Source organism: Parviterribacter multiflagellatus (assembly GCF_056863265.1).
In genome coordinates this window covers 36,333-53,883 of the sequence record NZ_JBXPIZ010000014.1, presented here as the reverse complement: position 1 = coordinate 53,883, position 17,551 = coordinate 36,333, and the positions used below count along the sequence as shown (strand labels likewise).

The window sequence follows — 17,551 nt, the reverse complement described above, 5'->3', positions numbered from 1 at the left end:
TAGCATCGGCGGGGTGACCGGCTCGATCTGGACCCGCCCGTCCGCCGCCGCGACGGCGCCCGCGCCGCGCTCGACGCTGACCCGCGCGGGGATCGTCGAGGCCGCCGTCGCGGTGGCCGACGCCGAGGGCCTGGACGCCGTCTCGATCCGCCGCGTCGCCGCCGACCTGAAGGCACGGCCGATGAGCCTCTACAACCACATCGAGCGCAAGGACGACCTCGTCGAGCTGATGGTCGACCACGTCGTGGCCGAGTCGCTGCTGGGGGACGCGCTCGCCGGCGGCTGGCGCCAGGCGCTGCGGCAGATCGCCGACGCGACGCGGGCGACGGCGCTGCGCCACCCCTGGGTCGTCGAGCTGCTCGGGCGGATCCCGGCGCTCGGCCCCAACGCGCAGCGCCACCGCGAGGAGTCGCTCGCCGCGGTCGCCGAGCTGGCGGCGTCCGAGCAGGACAAGCTGCGGCTGCTCATCGCGGTCGACACGTACGTGAGCGGGCAGGTGGCGCTGGAGATCGCGATGCGCGCGGCGGGGGACACGGCGCTGAGCCGGGAGCTGCCGCCCGACGGCTTCGCCGCCGGGCTGGAGTGGCTGCTCGACGGCGCCGAAGCGGCGCTGGACCGCCGCGCCGGCTAGGCCACCGGTTCGGGCTGCTGGCGGGGATGCGACCCCGCCGGCAGCTCGATCGGGAGGCTGAGGCGGAACGTCGCGCCGCCGCGCTCGGGTTCGGTCAGGGCGAGCACCCCGTCGAGCCGCTCGGCCAGCTCGCGACCGATCGCCAGGCCGAGGCCGAAGCCCTCCTCGCCGCCGGTCTGGCTGCCGCGCTCGAAGCGCTGGAAGATCCGCTCGCGCTCGTCCTCCGGGACGCCCGGCCCGTCGTCGTGCACCTCGACCGTCGCGCGCTCGCCGTGGTAGGCGGCGGTCACGGTCACGGCGGTGCCGGCGGGCGCGAAGCGCAGCGCGTTGTCGAGCAGGATGCGCACGATCTGCGCGACCGCGCTCGGGTCGCCAAGCGCCCAGCACGGCGCGATCGGCGGCACGACGTCGACCTCGACGTCCCGGTCGTGCGCGCGGATGCCGAACTCCGCGCCCACCGCGCGGGCGACCTCCCCGAGCTCGACGGGCTCGGAGCGCAGCGCGACGTCGGCGTCCAGGCGGCTGAGGTCGAGCAGGTCGGACGCGAGGTGCTCCAGGCGCCGCAGCTGCTTCTGCGCGCCGCTGATCTGCGCGTGCGCGTCGTCGAGGTCGACGCGGCCCTCCTCGAGGTCCTCGTCGAGCATCTCGAGCATGCCCTGCAGGAGCGTGAGCGGGGTCCGCAGCTCGTGCGAGGCGGTGGAGACGAACGCGCGCCGCGCCGCCTCCTGGCGCCGCAGCGACGCGTGCATCGACGCCAGCGCGCGGGCGAGGTCCCCGACCTCGTCGCGCACCTCGTCGCGGGGCGGCGGCGCGTCCATGCCCTCGGCGGTCATGCGCAGCGCGGCGCGCTGCAGGCGCCCCAGCCGGCGGGTCAGCCGCCGTGAGAACGCCGTGCCGAGCACGAGCGCCACGACGAGCCCGACGAGCGCCGCGGTGAAGAACGCGTCGCGCACGCCGCTGACGGTCTCGCCGACGTCGGTGAGCGGCTTGCGCACGTCGAGGACGCCCGCGAGGTCGCCCTTGCTGTCGAAGAGCGGCGCGGTGATCGCGACCTCGTCGTCGGTGACGAGGGTCTCCCCGCGCTCCTCCACCAGCGCGCTCCAGACGCTCCGCGGCACCGCGGCGGTGCCCGTGCCCGAGTCGTAGAGCTTGGTCGGGATCGGGCTCCAGACGATCACCCGCGCGTCGGCCTGCCGGTACAGCGCGAGGCCGTCCTCGAACAGCCCGCGCCTCTCGACGACCGCGCGCTCGATGTCCGGGAGCGCCGCGTCGACGTTGCTCTCCAGGTTCTCGGCGGTGTCCGTCCGCAGCCGGTCCTGCAGCGGCCCGAGCATGACGAACGCGGCGACGAGCAGGGTCGCGGCGCTCGTGAAGACGAGCGCGGCGAGCAGGCGGGGCCGGAGACCGTACGGCCGGCGCATGGGCCTCAGTCTGCCTGGAAGCGGTAGCCCGCGCCACGCACCGTGACGATGAGCTTCGGCTCCTCCGGCGACTCCTCGAGCTTCTCGCGCAGGTGCCGGATGTGGACGTCGATCGCGCGTGGATCGCGGTAGGCGCTGTCGCCCCAGATCGCGCGCAGCAGCTCCTGGCGGTTGAACAGCCGCCCCGGCGACGACAGCAGGCAGTTGAGGAGCTCGAACTCGCTGAACGTCAGCCGCACCGGCTCCTCCCGGCAGACGACCTCGCGGCGCTTGACGTCGAGCGTCACGGGACCGACCCGGCGGATGTTCTCGTCGCTGACGATCCGCCCGCCCGCGCGGCGCAGCACCGCGCGGATGCGCGAGCGCAGCTCGGCCAGCCCGAACGGCTTCGTGACGTAGTCGTCCGCGCCCGCCTCCAGCCCCTGCACGGCGTCTGCCTCGCTGTCGAGCGCGGTGAGCATGATGATCGGCACCACGTTGCGGCGCGCGCGCAGCTCCCGCGCGACGTCGTAGCCGGACGGCCCTGGGCCGAGCGCGACGTCGAGCAGCACGATGTCGAACCCGTCGGCGTCGGCCTGGTCGAGCGCCTGCGTCCCGTCCGCCACCGCCACGACCTCGTGGCCCTCGCGCGCGAACGACCGCTCGAGCAGCGCCCGCAGCTCCGCCTCGTCGTCCACCACCAGGATCCTCAACGCGCTCGTCATGTCGCGCGCGGAAGGCTAGTGACCGCGCTTCAGCCAGGTTAAGCGCCGGCCGCGCGCGCCTCGCGGCGGGCCGCGGCGGCCAGCCGGAGCTGCTCGTGCTCGACCTGGCGCTTGAGCTGCTGGAGCGTCCGGCGCACGTTCCCGCGGACCGTCGGTGCGGCGACCCGCTCCGCCACCCAGCCGAGCAGCCCGGCGCCGGCGACGCCGTACGACAGGCGCAGCTCGACGTCGGTGCGGTCGAGCTCGCGCTCGCGGATGCGCCAGCGGCCGCGCTGGTCGACGCCGGTGATCGACGTCCACGCCAACTCCGACGGCGGGTCGTGCTCGACGACCTCGATCACGCCGCCCACCTCGGCCGACCCGACCCGCATCAGCACCTTGTACCGCGCGCCCAGGCCCGTCGCCGGTGCGCCCTCGGCGACCTCCCAGCGCGTCATCCCGCTCATCAGGTGCAGCGAGCGCGCCGGGTCCTCGACGAACGCCCACACCACCGACGCGGGCGCGCTGACCTGGATCCTCGCCGCGACCCTCATCCGAGCACCGGCAGCCGGCGCTCGGCGGCGAGCGCGTCGAGCGTCTCCTGCATCAGCCGCAGCACGTGGTCGTAGACCTCGCCGACGTCCGGGTCGTCGCCGAACTCCGCGCGCAGGTCGATCGGCGGCAGCGTCTCGATGGTGATCTTGGCCGGCAGCGGCACGTGCCCGGCGAAGTCGCCGACGTTCAGCCCCCACGGGATCGCGATCGAGATCGGCAGCACGTCCAGGCGGAAGAGCCGGTGGAGCTGAAGCAGCCGCGCGAGCGTCTCCCCGCGCGAGAGGAAGAGCGAGGTCTCCTGCCCGCCGATCGCGACGACGGGGACGACCGGGACGTCGGACTCGAGCGCCAGCCGGATCCACCCGTCGCGGCCGCCGAAGTCGACGGTGTTGCGCTCCCACACCGGCCGGTGGACCTCGCGGTCGCCGCCCGGGTAGACGAGGACCGCCGCACCCGCCTCCAGCGCCCGCTCGGCGCTCTCGTGCGACGCCGGGAGCACGCCCCACTTGCGCAGGAAGCTCAGGCCCGGCCAGGAGACGACGAGGTTGTGGGCAAGCGTGTACAGCGGCCGCTCGACTCCGAAGTACGTGGAGAAGGCCAGCGTGAAGACGCCGCTGTCGACCGTGAGGTTGCCGCCCGAGTGGTTGCCGACGAGCAGCACCGGGCCCTCCTCGGGCACGTTGCCCAGGCCCCGCACCTCGCCGCGGAAGTACAGCGACGCGAGCAGCCACACGCCCGGCAGCTGCTCGCGGATGTAGTCGGGGTCGCGGTCGTCCAGGTCGGCCTTGGGCACCCGCCGCGCGACCTGCCGGCCCGCGGCGCGCACCACGCCCGCGCCCAGCCCCGCGGCCGCGCCGAGCAGCCCCAATCCGGGGAGGATCGAGCCCCCGTCGTCGCCGCCGGCCTGCTGCTCGCGGCCGCCGTCGAGCGCCGCCCGCGCCTTGTCCGCCTCGCCGTGCCCGTTGCTCGAAGCACGCGTCGTCGTGCCCGCCATGTCCGGCAACGCTACCCGCTGACGCGCCAGGTCAGGCGGCCTGCACGGCGCGCAGCGGCGCGCGCCGGTGCATCGGCAGGCCCTCGGCGGCCTCCGCACGCGCGAAGAAGTCGAGCAGCAGCTCGACCGTCTCCTCGGGCCGCTCGACCTGGGGGACGTGGCCGCAGCCCTCCAGCACGACCTGCTCGGCCCGCGGCAGCCAGCGCCGCACGTGGCGCTCGAACGCGGCGGGGATGAGCGAGTCGTGGTCGGCCCACACGAACAGCGACGGCGCCGACAGCTCGCTCAGCCGCGGGTAGAAGCCGCCGCGCCCGAACGGCCGGTCGAGGTAGATGTTGCGGGCGCTGCTGAGGAACCCCAGCCGCGCGCCGGCCGAGCCGTAGATGCGCTGGAACTCGTCGACGACGACGTCCGCGACGCTCGGGTCGATCGCGTCCGGGTCGCAGAAGAGCGACCAGAACTGGCCCTCGACCATCCCGCGCGTGAAGCGGTGGGGGAGGAGGCCGAGCTCGGGCCGCAGCAGCCGCACCACCGGGTGGAACTCGCGCTTGACGAACGCGACGGCGGGGCACAGCAGCGCCAGCGAGCGGACGCGCTCGGGCGTGCGAAGGCCGACCTCGATCGAGACGCGGCCGCCCATCGAGTTGCCGACCAGGTGGGCGCGCTCGATCCCCAGCTCGTCCATCACGCACGTGACCGTCTGCGCGAACTCGCGCGCGGTGTACGCGTACTGCAGCGGCTTGGAGGACGAGCCGAAGCCCGGCAGGTCCAGCGCGTGGACGCGGTAGCGGTGGCTGAGCTTGGCCGCCGCGTCGAAGAACGAGGACTTCGCGCCGCCGAGCCCGTGGATGAGCAGGACGTCGTCGCCCTCGCCCATCGTCAGCGTGCTCACGCGCGCGCCGCGCACCTTGACCTGGTGGATGCGCATGAGCGGCGGGCGCCCGTCGGGGAGGCGGAACAGCCCCTCGAAGCCGACGGCGAGGTCGAGGTTGCCGCGCGCCGACAGCCGCCGCGCCTGGAACGCGTCGAGGCCCGACAGCTCACCCTGGCGCAGCTGCAGCCACGTCTCGGCGTCGGTCGCGATGACGACGTCCGGCGCGCGCTTGGTGACCCCGCGGCGCACGCGCGCGCCGTGCTCGGTGAGGCGGATCTCCCAGGTGCGGCCCACGTCGCCGAGGCACACGTGGTAGGTCGCGTCGAAGCCCGGCTCGGCGCCGAGGTAGCGCGACGGCAGCTGAAGGAAGGCCTCATCGACGAGACCCAGCCGTCCCTGGCTGTGGTGGTGCGACCCGGACACCGTTGACCCAGATTACCCGCAAGAGCGTACGGAAAACCAGGGCCGCCGATACTGTCCGCTCGATGCCTGACCTTCGCCTCACCGACACGCGGACCGGACAGGTCGTCCCGCTCGAGCCCCGCGACCCCGGGAAGGTCGGGATCTACGCCTGCGGTCCGACGGTCTACAACCGCATCCACATCGGCAACGCGCGCCCGTTCGTCGTCTTCAGCCTGCTGAAGCGGTTCCTCCAGCACGAGGGCTACGAGGCGACGCTCGTCATCAACGTCACCGACGTCAACGACAAGATCTACGCCGCCGCGGTGCAGCGCGGGGTCCCGTCGACGGAGCTGGCGGTCGAGATGACCGGCCACTACCGCGCGGACACCGACCTGCTCGGGCTCGGGCGGCCCGACCACGAGCCGCTCGCGACCGAGACCATCGGGCCGATCGTCGACCTGATCGCCGCGCTGGTCGAGAAGGGTCACGCGTACGAGGCCCAGGGCGACGTCTACTTCCGCGTCCGCAGCGACCCCGACTACGGCAAGCTCTCGCACCGCGACGTCGAGCAGATGGACCAGGGCGAGGGCGGCGAAGGCCTCCACCTCAAGGAGGACCCGCTCGACTTCGCGCTCTGGAAGGGCGAGAAGGAGGGCGAGGACACGGCGTGGGACTCGCCGTGGGGCCGCGGCCGGCCGGGTTGGCACATCGAGTGCTCGGCGATGGCCGAGGAGCTGCTGGGCGTCGGGTTCGACATCCACGGCGGCGGCAGCGACCTCGTCTTCCCGCACCACGAGAACGAGGCGGCGCAGACCCGCTGCGGCCGCGGCGCCGAGCTCGTCCGCATCTGGATGCACAACGGGATGCTCCAGCTCGGCGGCGAGAAGATGGCCAAGTCGGTGGGGAACATCGAGCTGCTCGCCGACGCCGTCGAGCGCTGGGGCCGCGACACGCTCGTCCTCTTCTTCTCGACCGCCCACTACCGGCAGCCGATCCAGTACACCGACGACGCGCTGAGCGCCACCCGCGCGCGCGTGCAGGCGCTGCGGGACCTCGCCCGTCGCCTCGCCGCCGGCCGATCGCCGGCCGAGCTGGACGCGACCCGCGACGCGTTCTTCGCCGCGCTGCGCGACGACTTCAACACGCCGGGCGCGCTCGCCGCGCTCGCGGAGTGGGCGCGCGAGGCGAACCGCCGCGCGGACGCGGGCGAGGAGGTCGGCGACGCGCACCTGCGCGAGATGCTCGGCGTCCTCGGGCTGGAGAACCTGCTGGAGCGCGGCCGCGAGCCGGGCGCCGACGACCTCGCGCTCCTCGAGCAGCGCCAGGCCGCCCGCGCCGCGAGGGACTTCGCCGAGGCCGACCGCCTGCGCGACGAGCTGTCCGCGCGCGGCTGGCAGGTGCGCGACGGCGCCGGCGGGGCCGAGCTCGTCCCGGTCGAGCCGTGAGCCCGCAGGGCGGCGGCAAGGGCCGCGGGGGAGCCGGCGGCGGCAAGCCCGGGCGCGGCGGCGACGGCTCGCGGCGCCCCACGCCCGGCGGCGGGCGCGGCAAGTCGTTCGGCGCCGGCAAGAAGCACACGCCCAAGCCCGCCCGCGGCGGCGAGGGCGGCGGCCCCGGCCGCGGCGGCGGCGCGGGACGCGGCCCCGGCGGCCCTTCGCGTGGCGGGGGGCCCTCCGGCCCCGCTCGCGGCGGCACGCCCCACCGCGCGCCCTCGGCGCGCGGCGACGACGAGCCCCGGCGCGACGTCCTCTACGGCCGCAACCCCGTCCACGAGGCGCTGCGCGCCGGCCGGCGCGAGGTCAAGCGCGTGTGGGCGACCCCTGCGGCCTCGGGCGAGTCGTGGCTCAGCGGCGTGTCGGTGAAGCTCCTCGACGGCGACGAGCTGACCGAGCGCGCGGGCACGGACGCGCACCAGGGCATCGTCGCTCAGGTCGGCCCCTACCCGTACGTCGAGCCCGACGAGCTGCTCGCCACGCCCGACGCGCTGATCGTCGCGCTCGACGAGGTGCAGGACCCGCAGAACCTGGGGGCGATCGCGCGCAGCGCGGAGGCGGCCGGCGCGACCGGCCTCGTCATCCTCGAGCGCCGCTCGGCCGAGGTCACCGCGGCGGCCGCGAAGGCGTCGGCCGGCGCGGTCGAGCACCTCCCGATCGCGCGTGCACGGAATCTTGCGGACTTCCTCGGCGAGGCCAAGGAGGCAGGGTTCTGGGTGTACGGCGCCGACGGCTCGAGTCCCGTCTCGTACACCCAGGTCGAGCTCTCCGGGCCCACGATCCTCGTGCTGGGGGCCGAAGGCAAGGGGATCCGTCCGAGGGTTCGTGCAAAGTGCGACCAGCTCGTGTCCCTCCCGCTCAACGGCAGGATCGAGTCGCTGAACGTGAGTGCCACGGCAGCCGTGCTGCTGTACGAGGCGATCCGCAACCGGACGAGTTGACGAAACTCGTGAGAACCCGCTAGAACTTGCGCAGACGTCAACCTCGAGTCGAGGCTGACGTCACGAACTTCGTATACGTACCCACCCATCAGTAGGCGCCAGGGGAGGAGCGCGCCACTGAGCACTCGGTTCTGCCCGGAAACGGGGCAGGAAAGGACCACAGCTCATGGCACGACTCTCCGCAAACCCTCAAGGTCAGCTTCAGGTAGACGATGGATACCTGATCGCGCTGGCCAAGCAGGGCAACGCGGCTGCATACGACCGGCTCGTGCGCCGGTACTACGGCTTCGTCCGGCTCAAGGCCTCGTCGTACTTCCTCGCCGGCGGTGACGCCGACGACCTCATCCAGGAGGGGCTCGTCGGCCTCTACAAGGCCGTGCGCGACTACCGCTGGGACCGCGAGTCGAGCTTCCGCAACTTCGCCGAGCTCTGCATCACCCGCCAGATCATCACGGCGGTGAAGACGGCGACCCGCAACAAGCACACGCCGCTGAACCAGTACGTCAGCTTCTCCTCCTCTCCTGCGTCCGCGCCGGAGGGCGAGCCGACGCTCGACGAGGTCATCCCGGGCCCGACGGTCCACGACCCGGTCAACCAGGTCATCTCGACCGAGGAGCTCAACGCGCTCGTCGCGTGCCTCTCGACGGCCCTCAGCGAGCTCGAGTCGCGCGTGCTCGCGCTCTACCTCGACGGCCGCTCGTACGAGGAGATCGGTGGTCGCATCGGCTGCGACACCAAGACGGTCGACAACGCCCTCCAGCGCGTCAAGCGCAAGGTCGGCGTCCACCTGAAGGGCCGCGCGATCCCGGCGTGAGCCCGGACGCGACCACCCTCTAGGCTCCCATCGCGATGGTTCTCACGATCGTCATCGTGGTCGTCGTGCTGCTCGTCGCCGTGCTGGCGATCGGCGGCTACGTGGCCCAGGGCCGGCGCAACGCCGCCGAGGATGCGCAGCTGCGCGAGCGCGCCCAGCTCGCGGACCAGCACCTCGCCCGGGCGCACGCCGAGGACAAGGGGTGGGAGCGGACGAACCTGGAGGCGGCCGCCCAGGCCGCCTACGCCGAGCGCCATCAGGGCCGCGCCCCCGAGCGGCTCATGCTCGTCCAGGTCGTCGACAGGCCGGGCACCGACGAGGACGAGGCGGTCTTCGACGCCGACGGCGAGCGGCTCGTGCTGGGCCGCCGCGACGGCGAGTGGTTCCTCGCGCGCTGAGCCGCGCTACGACGCTTCGGACGCGCGCGCGTGCACCTCGCGCGCCTCGTCCAGCCACGGGCTGAGCAGCGCGCGCAGCCCCTCCACGATCTGCGCCTCCCGGTCCTCCGGGGGGAGCGCGATCTGGTGGACGCCCATACCGTCCACGAGCGAGACGACGTAGGGCGCCAGCCGCTCGGGCTCGGGGTGGCCGACGTGGGTCAGCAGCCCCTCGGCCACCTTCCGGTACGCGGTCAGCGCGCGCGTGACGACCGGCTGCAGCGCCGGCCGGCGCGACACCTCGAGGTACAGCTCGAACTGCGCGACCGAGTTGCCCTTGTTGTTGGCCAGCTCGGCGGCCACCGCGTGCAGGACCTCGTCCGGCGTGCCCTCCAGCTCGGTCACCTGCGCGCCGACGGCCTGCAGGCGCCCGACCTCGTCCTCGACGAACAGCTCCAGCGCCGCCTCCAGCAGCTCGTCGATCGAGCCGAAGTAGTACGTGGTCGTGGCGACCGGCACCTCGGCCGCCGCGGCGACCGCGCGGTGCGTCGCGCCGCCGATGCCCCGCTCGCCGATCACGTCGAGCGCGGCCCGCAGGAGCGCCTCGCGGCGGGCGCGGCCGCGGGCACGGAGGGTCCGCTCGGGCATGGCGGCGATCCTAACCCCGGAGCTAAAGGCTGGACAAACGTCCAACTTCGCGAGTAGGTTTCCGACCCGTGAACGGACGAGTGGATCGTCGTGGGTTCTTGGGGATCGGCGCGGGAGCGGCGTTCCTGTGCACGATCGGCGGCAAGGAGATCGTGCTCTCGAAGCCCGGCGACGCGGAGAAGGCCGATGCGGCCGCACGGCTGGTCAAGCGGCCGAAGAGCCTGACGGCGAGCGCGGCGCAGGCGGGCACGGTCCCCGCCTCGGCGACGCAGCAGTTCCCGACGCCGACGCCCGCGCCCGGCGGGCAGGTCCGCGAGTACTGGATCCAGGCGGTGACGACCGAGTGGGACATCGTCCCCAAGCGCCGCGACGAGTGGCACGACAAGACGGTCCCGGGGCCGACGAAGTTCCGCGCCTTCGTCTACCAGGAGATGACGACCGGCTGGGCCGCCCCGAAGGCGCCGCCGCGCATCCCGGGGCCGGTGCTGCGCGCCGAGGTCGGCGACCTGCTCGTCGTCCACTTCCGCAACGCGGACAAGAAGCTCGAGCAGGCCGTGACGATGCACCCGCACGGCGTCAAGTACAACCCGGACTACGACGGCGCGTACATGGGCGACTTCACTCGCGCGGGCGGGTTCGTCGGCCCGGGGGAGAGCTTCACGTACCGGTGGGAGTGCACGCCCGACTCGGCCGGCGTGTGGCCGTACCACGACCACGGCCCGAACCACACGCTCAACACCTTCCGCGGCCTGTTCGGGGGCCTGATCATCTACCCGAAGGGCGCGAAGATCCCGGATCTCGAGCGCCTGCTGTTCCTGCACGTGCTCCAGCCGCCCGTCACCGGGCTCAAGCGCTCGTTCCAGTGCATCAACGGGCGCGCGTTCGCGGGCAACGCGCCGACGATCCAGGCGAAGGTCGGCCAGGACGTCGCGCTGCACGTGATCGGGATGGACAACGAGTTCCACGACTTCCACATCCACGGACACCGCTGGAAGGACGCGACCGGCACCTTCGTCGACACGCCCGCCGTCGGGCCGAACGAGACGATCACCGCGCGGTTCGTCGAGGATAACCCGGGCCGCTGGCTCTACCACTGCCACGTCTTCACGCACCAGGACGCGGGGATGACCGGCTGGTACGACGTCACGGCCTAAGACGAGAGAAGCAAGGGGAGAGAGAGTTGCACCACCGCCGTCTCACCGTCGTCGCCGGCGCCACCGCGCTGGCGCTCGCGGTGCCCACCCTGGCCGGCGTCGCCCAGGCCCAGCAGCAGAGCTACCCGCCGCCCACCAACCCGGGCAGCGTGCAGAAGAAGCCGAAGGGGCCGTTCAAGACCCTCAAGGTCGGCAAGAACGCCAAGTACAAGACGATCCAGGCCGCGGTGAACGCCGCCGGCCCGGGCGACACGGTCAAGATCGCCAACGGCACGTACCGCGAGTCGGTCACGGTCTCGGGCGCCAAGCACCGCTACCTCAAGCTCATCGGCAGCGTCTCCGAGCCGCACAAGGTCGTCCTCGAGGGCTCGGGCAAGAAGCAGAACGGCATCACCGTCAACGGCGCGGACGCCGTGACGATGCGCGGCATCAAGGCCCGCCGGTACAAGGCGAACGGCTTCTTCGCCGTCAACGTCACCGGCTACGCGATGGACCGCCTGATCGCCGAGCTCCCGGGCACATACGGCCTCTACGCGTTCAACGCCAAGGGCGGCTCGATGACCAACTCGATCTCGTACTACGCCGCGGACGGCTCGTACTACGTCGGCCAGACGCCCGAGCAGACCAAGCCGATCCAGACGATCATCCGCAACGTGGTCGGCTGGGGCTCGGTCATCGGCTACACGGGCACGAACTCGCGCTACGTGACGATCACGCGCTCGAAGTTCTTCAACAACGCGGTCGGCATCGCGCCGAACTCGCTCGACGCCGAGAAGTTCCCGCCGGACGAGCAGAACGTGTTCCGCGACAACGACATCTACTGGAACAACTTCGACGTCTACAAGAAGGCGCCGTTCAAGCCGAACAAGGCCGAGGACTTCGTCTACCCGCCCGGCGTCGGGGCGATCCTGCTCAGCGGCCGCGACAACCGGTTCGAGGACAACCGCATCTACGGCAACTGGCTCGCCGGCTTCGCCGCGATCCCGAACCTGTTCCTCAAGAACCCGGCCGACCAGCCGCTGGACCGCAACACCGTCTCCGGCAACACCTTCAACAAGGGCGGCGCCGACAAGAACGGCCGCGACCTGGTCTACAACGGCTCGGGCACCGGCAACTGCTTCGGCAACAACGTCGGCGTCGAGGTGACGCTGCCGGCCGCGCCGGACGTCTTCCCGGCGTGCCCGTTCGGCGCGAAGAACGTCGAGAACGGCGACCCGATCACCGCGATGCTCGCGTGGGCGGTCCCGCAGCAGGACGGCTCGGTCAAGTACCGCGAGAACTGGGTCCAGCAGGCGCACCAGGCCCAGCCGGGCATCGAGCCGCTGGTCGACTACGCCGAGGGCAAGAAGTACGGCCCGACGACGCTCTCCAAGTAGGGACATGGCCGCCCGGAAGCCCATGATCGTGCTGGCGCTGGCCGGCGTCGCCCTCGCGGCGGCGCCGGCCTCGGCCGGCACCAAGAAGACGATCAAGGTCGAGGACAACTTCTACCTGCCGGCGAACGTGACCGTGAAGCCCGGCACCTCGATGGTGTGGACCTGGCCGGAGTCCGGCGGGGACGTCCACGACGTCAAGCTCGACAAGGCGCCCAAGGGCGTCAAGAAGTTCCAGTCGGAGCCTGGATCCTCCGGATTCCAGTACAAGAGGACGCTGACCAAGCCGGGGAAGTACGAGATCGTCTGCACGCTCCACGAGGAGATGAAGATGACGATCACGGTGAAGAAGAAGCGCTAGAACGCGCCGCTCCCGACGTTCCAGCACACTAGTGCCACGGAACATGGGGAACTCGCGCGCGAGACTCGCCGGAGAGGGGCGGGCGTACGTGCTGGTCGTCGAGGACGACGACGACCTGCGCATGGCGCTCACACACGGCCTCGAGGCCGAAGGCTTCGCCGTTGAATCGGTGAGCTCGGCCTCGGCGGCATACGAGCGGGTCGGCGAGAGCCGGCCCGACCTCGTCCTGCTCGACTGGTGGCTCGGGGAGGGGGAGATGGGCGCCGCGGCGTGCCGTCGCCTCGCCGAGGACGCCGGGATGCGCGTCGTCATGCACACCGGCATGAGCGATGCGCGGGACCGCGCGGCGGCCTTCCGGGCCGGCGCGGTCGGCTACCTGCAGAAGGGCATGCCGCTCGAGGAGCTGGCGGACCGGCTGCGCAAGGTGCTGCAGGAGGTCGAGTAGCGTCGCCACCTTGACCATGGACTGGGACGAGGCGGTCGGGGTGCTCGAGGCATGGGAGGGCCGCGAGGTCCTCGTCGTGCCGTTCCTCGCGCCGGGGATCTCGCTGGAGCCGACAGCCGCGCCGCTCGTGCTCCAGCGCCCAGAGCGCGGCGTGGTGCGGCTCGACCTGCCGCGGATGCCGATCGCGCTGCGGCGCGCGACCTTCATCGAGGCCGGCTGGGTCCCGGGCCAGGACGAGCGCGGCCTCTCCGTCGTGCAGGGCGGCGTCCGCGTGGACGTGTTCCTCGACGGGGACGGCGGATCGGCAGCCCTAGGCGGCGGCTGAACGACGCTGTACGGTTGGCGCGCCTTGTCCCGTCGCCTGTCCCTCGCGCTCCTGGCGCACACCGCAGCGCTGGCCGTCGTCGCCGCGCTCCTCGCCCCGCCGGCCTCCGCGCAGCTCACGGAGAAGATGCCCGGCGCGATCCCCTCCGTGCAGTACGAGGGGATGCAGCACCTGCGCTACCGCTTCGGGCCGGTGAAGATCATCCCGGGCGCGAACTCGATCGAGGTCGAGGACGCGCGGCTCAAGCCGCCGGTGCCGGGCTACATCACGCGCTTCACGCCGAACCTCGAGCGCGCGAACGGGACGGTGCCGCCGGTCGACGAGCTCCACCTCCACCACGCCGTGTGGATCATGCGCAACTACCCGACGTTCGCGGCCGGGGAGGAGAAGACGATCTTCCAGCTCCCGCGCGGCTACGGGTACCGCTACGACCCGTCGGATCCGTGGCTGCTCAACCACATGATCCACAACCTCCTCCCGAACGAGGACGCGGCGTACATCACGTACGACATCGAGTTCGTGCCGATGACGTCGCCGGCGGCCGCGACGATCCGCGAGGCCAAGCCGCTGTGGATGGACGTCGCGGGGCTCAAGCCGTACCCGGTGTTCGACGTCAAGCGCGAGTGGGGCCGCAAGAACGGCACCTACACGTTCCCCGACGACGTCAAGACGAAGGCCGAGCGCGCGAAGGTCGGGCCGTGGGCCCGGCAGACGATGGACCGTCCGGTCACGCTGCTCGGCACCGCCGGCCACCTGCATCCGGGCGGGCTCTACACGTCGATGTTCGCCGAGCGCGGCGCGGCGCGGAAGGAGGTCTTCCGTTCCGAGGCCAAGTACTGGGAGCCCGCGGGCGCGGTCTCGTGGGACGTCGCGATGACGGCGACCGACCCGGGCTGGAAGGTGCAGCTGCAGGCGGGCGACTCGATCGCGATCAGCGCCACCTACGACACCAAGCGGGCGTCCTGGTACGAGTCGATGGGGATCATGGTCACCTGGTACGCCGAGGGGACCGACCACGGCGGCGTCGACCCGTTCACCGTGCCGGTCGACAACCGCGGCGCGATCACGCACGGGCACCTGCCGGAGAACGACAACCACGGCGGCGCGCGCGGCGGGCTGCCGGACGCGCGCAAGCTCCTCTCCGGCACGCGGACGACCACCGTCCCGATCAAGGACTTCGTCTACGCCCGCGGCGACCTGTCGATGTCGGGCGCGGCGGGGCGACCGCCGGTCGTGCGGCCGGGGCAGCAGATCAAGTTCCGCAACGACGACTCCGACGGTGGCCGCGAGCTGTACCACACGATCACCGCGTGCAAGGCGCCGTGCAACCGGACGACGGGCATCGCGTACCCGCTCGCGGACGGGCCGGTCGACTTCGACTCGGGGGAGCTCGGGTTCGGGCCGCCCTTCATGACGGCGGCGGCGCAGCGCGACACGTGGCGGACGCCGAAGGACCTGAAGGCCGGGACGTACACGTTCTTCTGCCGCATCCACCCGTTCATGCGCGGCGCGTTCCGGGTCGAGGGCAAGAGCTCCAAGCGCGCGGCCAAGCGGTCGGCCAAGCGGCGCGACCGGTAGGGCCCGTCTGGCGGACGGAGTACCGTGGGGGGTACGCCGCCGTGCGGTCCGTCCGTGGCCTCCCGCGGGTGCGCGGCGCCGGTCGTTCGTGGAGGCCAGTGAGGAGTCCCGATGGAGGGACAGCGAAAGTCCCCGCCTGGCCGCCTGTTCGGGCGCAAGCAGGGGAAGAGCCCGGCCGAGCGATCGGCCGAGTTCGACGACATCCAGGCGAAGCTGAAGCAGGAGGCCGCGGAGCGCCGCGAGGCCGCGCGGAAGGACTCGCCAGGCGACGCGAGCGAGAAGTCCGGTGACTAGGGCGTGAACAGCCCTGGACTCTCCGCTTGACCGCACGGTAGTCTTCTTGTCGTCAGGTCGGGTGTAGAACCCGGCAACAAGCAGTGTTCAGCGCCCGCAGTCGTGCCGTAGAGCATCTCCGGAGTCGCAGCACACACACGAGGAGAGAGCCTCATGGCAACCGGAACCGTCAAGTGGTTCAACGACGACAAGGGCTTCGGCTTCATCACCCCGGACGAGGGCGGCAAGGACCTCTTCGTCCACCACACGGGCATCAACGCCCCGGGGTTCAAGACCCTCGCCGAGGGCGCGAAGGTCTCCTTCGACGCCGAGTCCGGCGACAAGGGCCCGAAGGCCGTCAACGTCACCACGCTCTAAGCAACTAGAGCCATCCGGCCCGCACGACTGCGCGGGCCGCGCGGACACTGCTCCTATGTAAGGAGCGGCACATGCTGCGCATGATCTGCCGTAGCTGCCTGCGGCTGTGGGACACGGAGCGCGTGCATCACCGCACCTCCTGCCCCCACTGCGGCGGCGCCCTCGTCTCGCACGACTAGGGCATTGCACCGACCGGCCTGGCGCGCGACCCGCGCGCCGGCCGGGCGGGCACCGGCATCCTCAAGTGATCGCCGTCACGACCGATGAGTTGGCTCGTGACCAAGATCTGCCGTCTCTGCCTGCGACTGTGGGCCGTCGACCGCGTGCGCGACCGTGAGTCGTGCCCGCACTGCGGCGGCGCCCTCCAGGCCCACCACTGAGAGCGCACCCGCTAGCTTGGCGCGGCGATGTCCGCCAAGTGGGTGCTTCTCCCCGTCCTCGGCGCGCCGCTCGCGCACGCCCCCGTCCTCAAGTGGGACCTCTTCCCGAAGCTGGCCGCCGTGCCGGTCGACGGCGGCCGCACGTTGCGCGGCCGGCGTCTCTTCGGCGCCAACAAGACCCTCCGCGGTGCGATCTTCATGACCGCCGGGCCCGCGGTCGCGTCCGTCGCGCTGTCGCGGTCGGAGGCCTACCGCCGGCGCCTGCCCGCGGAGGTCGCGGGTTCGAACCCGCTGCTCGTCGGCTCCCTGCTCGGCCTCGGCGTCTTCGCGGGGGAGCTGCCCAACTCGTTCCTCAAGCGCCAGCTCGACATCCCGCCGGGGGAGCAGCGGCGCGACGCGGCCGGGATCGCGATCACGCTGATCGACCAGGCCGACTTCACGTTCACGTCGCTCGCGCTCCTGCGGCCGGTGTGGAAGTGGCGCGTGCGCGACGCGGTCGAGATCGTCGCCGTCGCGACCGCCGTGCACCTGGTGACGAACGTCATCGGCTACGCGATCGGCGCCCGCAAGTCGCTGGTGTGACTTGCGCGCCGTGGGCGCGGCGTGAGAGGGTCGCGCCCATGGCACGGACGCCCCTGCATCTGACGCTGCTGCCCTGCGCGGCGCTGGCGCTCGTCGTGGGCGCCGCGTCGCCCTCCGCGGCCTCTGCGCAGGCGCCGTGCGCGCCACCGGCCGTCGACACGTTCACGCTCGAGGCGAACCTCCGCGCCGGGCAGGCGGCGGAGTTCGGGGTGAACACGCGCGGCGACGCGGCCACCGTCGTCGACTGGGGCGACGGCACGACGTCGCCGCAGGGCCCGACGACCGTCGAGCACACGTACGCGCGGCCGGGGGAGTACCGCATCGTCGCGACGGCCACGTCCGCGTGCGGCGCGAAGGCCGCGGGCGCGACGACCGTCACGGTGTACCCGGCCTGCGACCAGGCGACGGATCGCTCGGTCGCCTACGACGACTGCTCCGGCGCGCGGTCGGAGGTGCGCGTCGCCGCGGGCGGCCGCCGCACCCGCGCGACCCCGCTCTCCCTCGGCGCGTGCGCGGAGACGGGCGTCCCCGCGCCGGTCCCGGCCCAGCCCGTCCCGGTCGCCCGCGCGGCCTGCATCATCCCGGCCGACGACCGCGAGGGCCCGCCCAAGGTCCCCGGCCGCCTGCGCGCCTTCCGCGGCACGACGCTGACGATCCGCCTCGGCGCCCCCGCCATCCGTGTCGACGTCGCGCTCGGCTCCGCCCGGCGCCGCCAGACCGACTACGTCAAGGCCGTCCGCGCCGACGCCCTCGGCCGCGTCTGGCGCATCGAGCTCGGCACGCGGCGCAACGCCGCCACCCGCCTGTACCTCCAGATCGACCACCGCGGCATCGCCGACCAGCGCTTCGTCGCGGGCATCCGCGTCGTCTGA

At 72.5% G+C, this 17,551-nt stretch carries 21 protein-coding genes; 15 read left to right on the top strand and 6 right to left on the bottom strand.

Features of this window, described 5'->3' with window-relative positions:
* Positions 1-13 precede the first annotated feature (13 nt).
* Positions 14-631 (top strand): TetR/AcrR family transcriptional regulator, encoded by a 618-nt coding sequence (locus tag AC1UE5_RS26485; RefSeq protein ID WP_482928947.1) that lies wholly within the window; start codon positions 14-16, stop codon positions 629-631.
* Here the strand turns inward: AC1UE5_RS26485 and AC1UE5_RS26480 are convergent.
* The 5 genes from AC1UE5_RS26480 to AC1UE5_RS26460 all read right to left on the bottom strand — a co-directional run bounded on the left by AC1UE5_RS26480 (position 628) and on the right by AC1UE5_RS26460 (position 5,581).
* A complete protein-coding gene (locus AC1UE5_RS26480) occupies positions 628-2,052 on the bottom strand; it encodes a sensor histidine kinase (RefSeq protein ID WP_482928946.1) in 1,425 nt (474 codons plus the stop codon). The two genes, AC1UE5_RS26485 and AC1UE5_RS26480, sit on opposite strands and share 4 nt — an antisense overlap.
* 5 nt (positions 2,053-2,057) lie before the next feature.
* Complete coding sequence (locus AC1UE5_RS26475) at positions 2,058-2,729, bottom strand: response regulator transcription factor (protein WP_482928945.1); 672 nt, start codon at positions 2,727-2,729, stop codon at positions 2,058-2,060.
* Between the two features lie 65 nt (positions 2,730-2,794).
* A complete protein-coding gene (locus tag AC1UE5_RS26470) occupies positions 2,795-3,289 on the bottom strand; it encodes an SRPBCC family protein (protein ID WP_482928944.1) in 495 nt (164 codons plus the stop codon).
* The gene (locus AC1UE5_RS26465; RefSeq protein ID WP_482928943.1) at positions 3,286-4,284 is read right to left on the bottom strand and encodes a lysophospholipid acyltransferase family protein; all 999 of its coding nucleotides are present in this window, start codon (positions 4,282-4,284) and stop codon (positions 3,286-3,288) included. Before AC1UE5_RS26465 ends, AC1UE5_RS26470 begins: the two co-directional genes overlap by 4 nt.
* A gap of 31 nt (positions 4,285-4,315) precedes the next feature.
* A complete protein-coding gene (locus tag AC1UE5_RS26460; RefSeq protein WP_482928942.1) occupies positions 4,316-5,581 on the bottom strand; it encodes an alpha/beta fold hydrolase in 1,266 nt (421 codons plus the stop codon).
* 62 nt (positions 5,582-5,643) lie between these two features.
* Between AC1UE5_RS26460 and cysS the strand changes: the two genes are divergently transcribed.
* From cysS to AC1UE5_RS26440, 4 genes are all read left to right on the top strand, one after another.
* Positions 5,644-7,005: a cysteine--tRNA ligase gene (gene cysS, locus AC1UE5_RS26455; protein WP_482928941.1), complete on the top strand. Its 1,362-nt coding sequence runs from the start codon at positions 5,644-5,646 to the stop codon at positions 7,003-7,005.
* Complete coding sequence (rlmB, locus tag AC1UE5_RS26450) at positions 7,002-7,991, top strand: 23S rRNA (guanosine(2251)-2'-O)-methyltransferase RlmB (protein WP_482928940.1); 990 nt, start codon at positions 7,002-7,004, stop codon at positions 7,989-7,991. Before cysS ends, rlmB begins: the two co-directional genes overlap by 4 nt.
* Positions 7,992-8,157: 166 nt before the next feature.
* Entirely contained in the window at positions 8,158-8,805 is a 648-nt protein-coding gene (sigH, locus tag AC1UE5_RS26445) for an RNA polymerase sporulation sigma factor SigH (protein WP_482928939.1), read from the top strand.
* A gap of 35 nt (positions 8,806-8,840) precedes the next feature.
* Positions 8,841-9,203: a hypothetical protein gene (locus AC1UE5_RS26440; RefSeq protein ID WP_482928938.1), complete on the top strand. Its 363-nt coding sequence runs from the start codon at positions 8,841-8,843 to the stop codon at positions 9,201-9,203.
* A 6-nt stretch (positions 9,204-9,209) separates the two neighbouring features.
* Here the strand turns inward: AC1UE5_RS26440 and AC1UE5_RS26435 are convergent, their stop codons facing one another.
* Complete coding sequence (locus AC1UE5_RS26435) at positions 9,210-9,830, bottom strand: TetR/AcrR family transcriptional regulator (RefSeq protein ID WP_482928937.1); 621 nt, start codon at positions 9,828-9,830, stop codon at positions 9,210-9,212.
* A 68-nt stretch (positions 9,831-9,898) separates the two neighbouring features.
* Between AC1UE5_RS26435 and AC1UE5_RS26430 the strand changes: the two genes are divergently transcribed.
* The 10 genes from AC1UE5_RS26430 to AC1UE5_RS26385 all read left to right on the top strand — a co-directional run bounded on the left by AC1UE5_RS26430 (position 9,899) and on the right by AC1UE5_RS26385 (position 17,551).
* Positions 9,899-10,984: a multicopper oxidase domain-containing protein gene (locus tag AC1UE5_RS26430; RefSeq protein WP_482928936.1), complete on the top strand. Its 1,086-nt coding sequence runs from the start codon at positions 9,899-9,901 to the stop codon at positions 10,982-10,984.
* A gap of 26 nt (positions 10,985-11,010) precedes the next feature.
* Complete coding sequence (locus AC1UE5_RS26425) at positions 11,011-12,360, top strand: right-handed parallel beta-helix repeat-containing protein (protein ID WP_482928935.1); 1,350 nt, start codon at positions 11,011-11,013, stop codon at positions 12,358-12,360.
* 4 nt (positions 12,361-12,364) lie between these two features.
* Entirely contained in the window at positions 12,365-12,718 is a 354-nt protein-coding gene (locus tag AC1UE5_RS26420; protein WP_482928934.1) for a cupredoxin domain-containing protein, read from the top strand.
* An 88-nt stretch (positions 12,719-12,806) separates the two neighbouring features.
* Complete coding sequence (locus AC1UE5_RS26415; protein WP_482928933.1) at positions 12,807-13,163, top strand: response regulator; 357 nt, start codon at positions 12,807-12,809, stop codon at positions 13,161-13,163.
* Between the two features lie 10 nt (positions 13,164-13,173).
* The gene (locus tag AC1UE5_RS26410) at positions 13,174-13,488 is read left to right on the top strand and encodes a hypothetical protein (protein ID WP_482928932.1); all 315 of its coding nucleotides are present in this window, start codon (positions 13,174-13,176) and stop codon (positions 13,486-13,488) included.
* Between the two features lie 24 nt (positions 13,489-13,512).
* Complete coding sequence (locus tag AC1UE5_RS26405; protein WP_482928931.1) at positions 13,513-15,066, top strand: cupredoxin domain-containing protein; 1,554 nt, start codon at positions 13,513-13,515, stop codon at positions 15,064-15,066.
* A gap of 111 nt (positions 15,067-15,177) precedes the next feature.
* Positions 15,178-15,360, top strand: coding sequence for a hypothetical protein (locus AC1UE5_RS26400; RefSeq protein WP_482928930.1), 183 nt, complete (start codon positions 15,178-15,180; stop codon positions 15,358-15,360).
* A gap of 153 nt (positions 15,361-15,513) precedes the next feature.
* Positions 15,514-15,717 (top strand): cold-shock protein, encoded by a 204-nt coding sequence (locus tag AC1UE5_RS26395; RefSeq protein WP_482928929.1) that lies wholly within the window; start codon positions 15,514-15,516, stop codon positions 15,715-15,717.
* 407 nt (positions 15,718-16,124) lie between these two features.
* Positions 16,125-16,679, top strand: coding sequence for a CDP-archaeol synthase (locus AC1UE5_RS26390; protein WP_482928928.1), 555 nt, complete (start codon positions 16,125-16,127; stop codon positions 16,677-16,679).
* Between the two features lie 38 nt (positions 16,680-16,717).
* The gene (locus tag AC1UE5_RS26385) at positions 16,718-17,551 is read left to right on the top strand and encodes a PKD domain-containing protein (RefSeq protein ID WP_482928927.1); all 834 of its coding nucleotides are present in this window, start codon (positions 16,718-16,720) and stop codon (positions 17,549-17,551) included.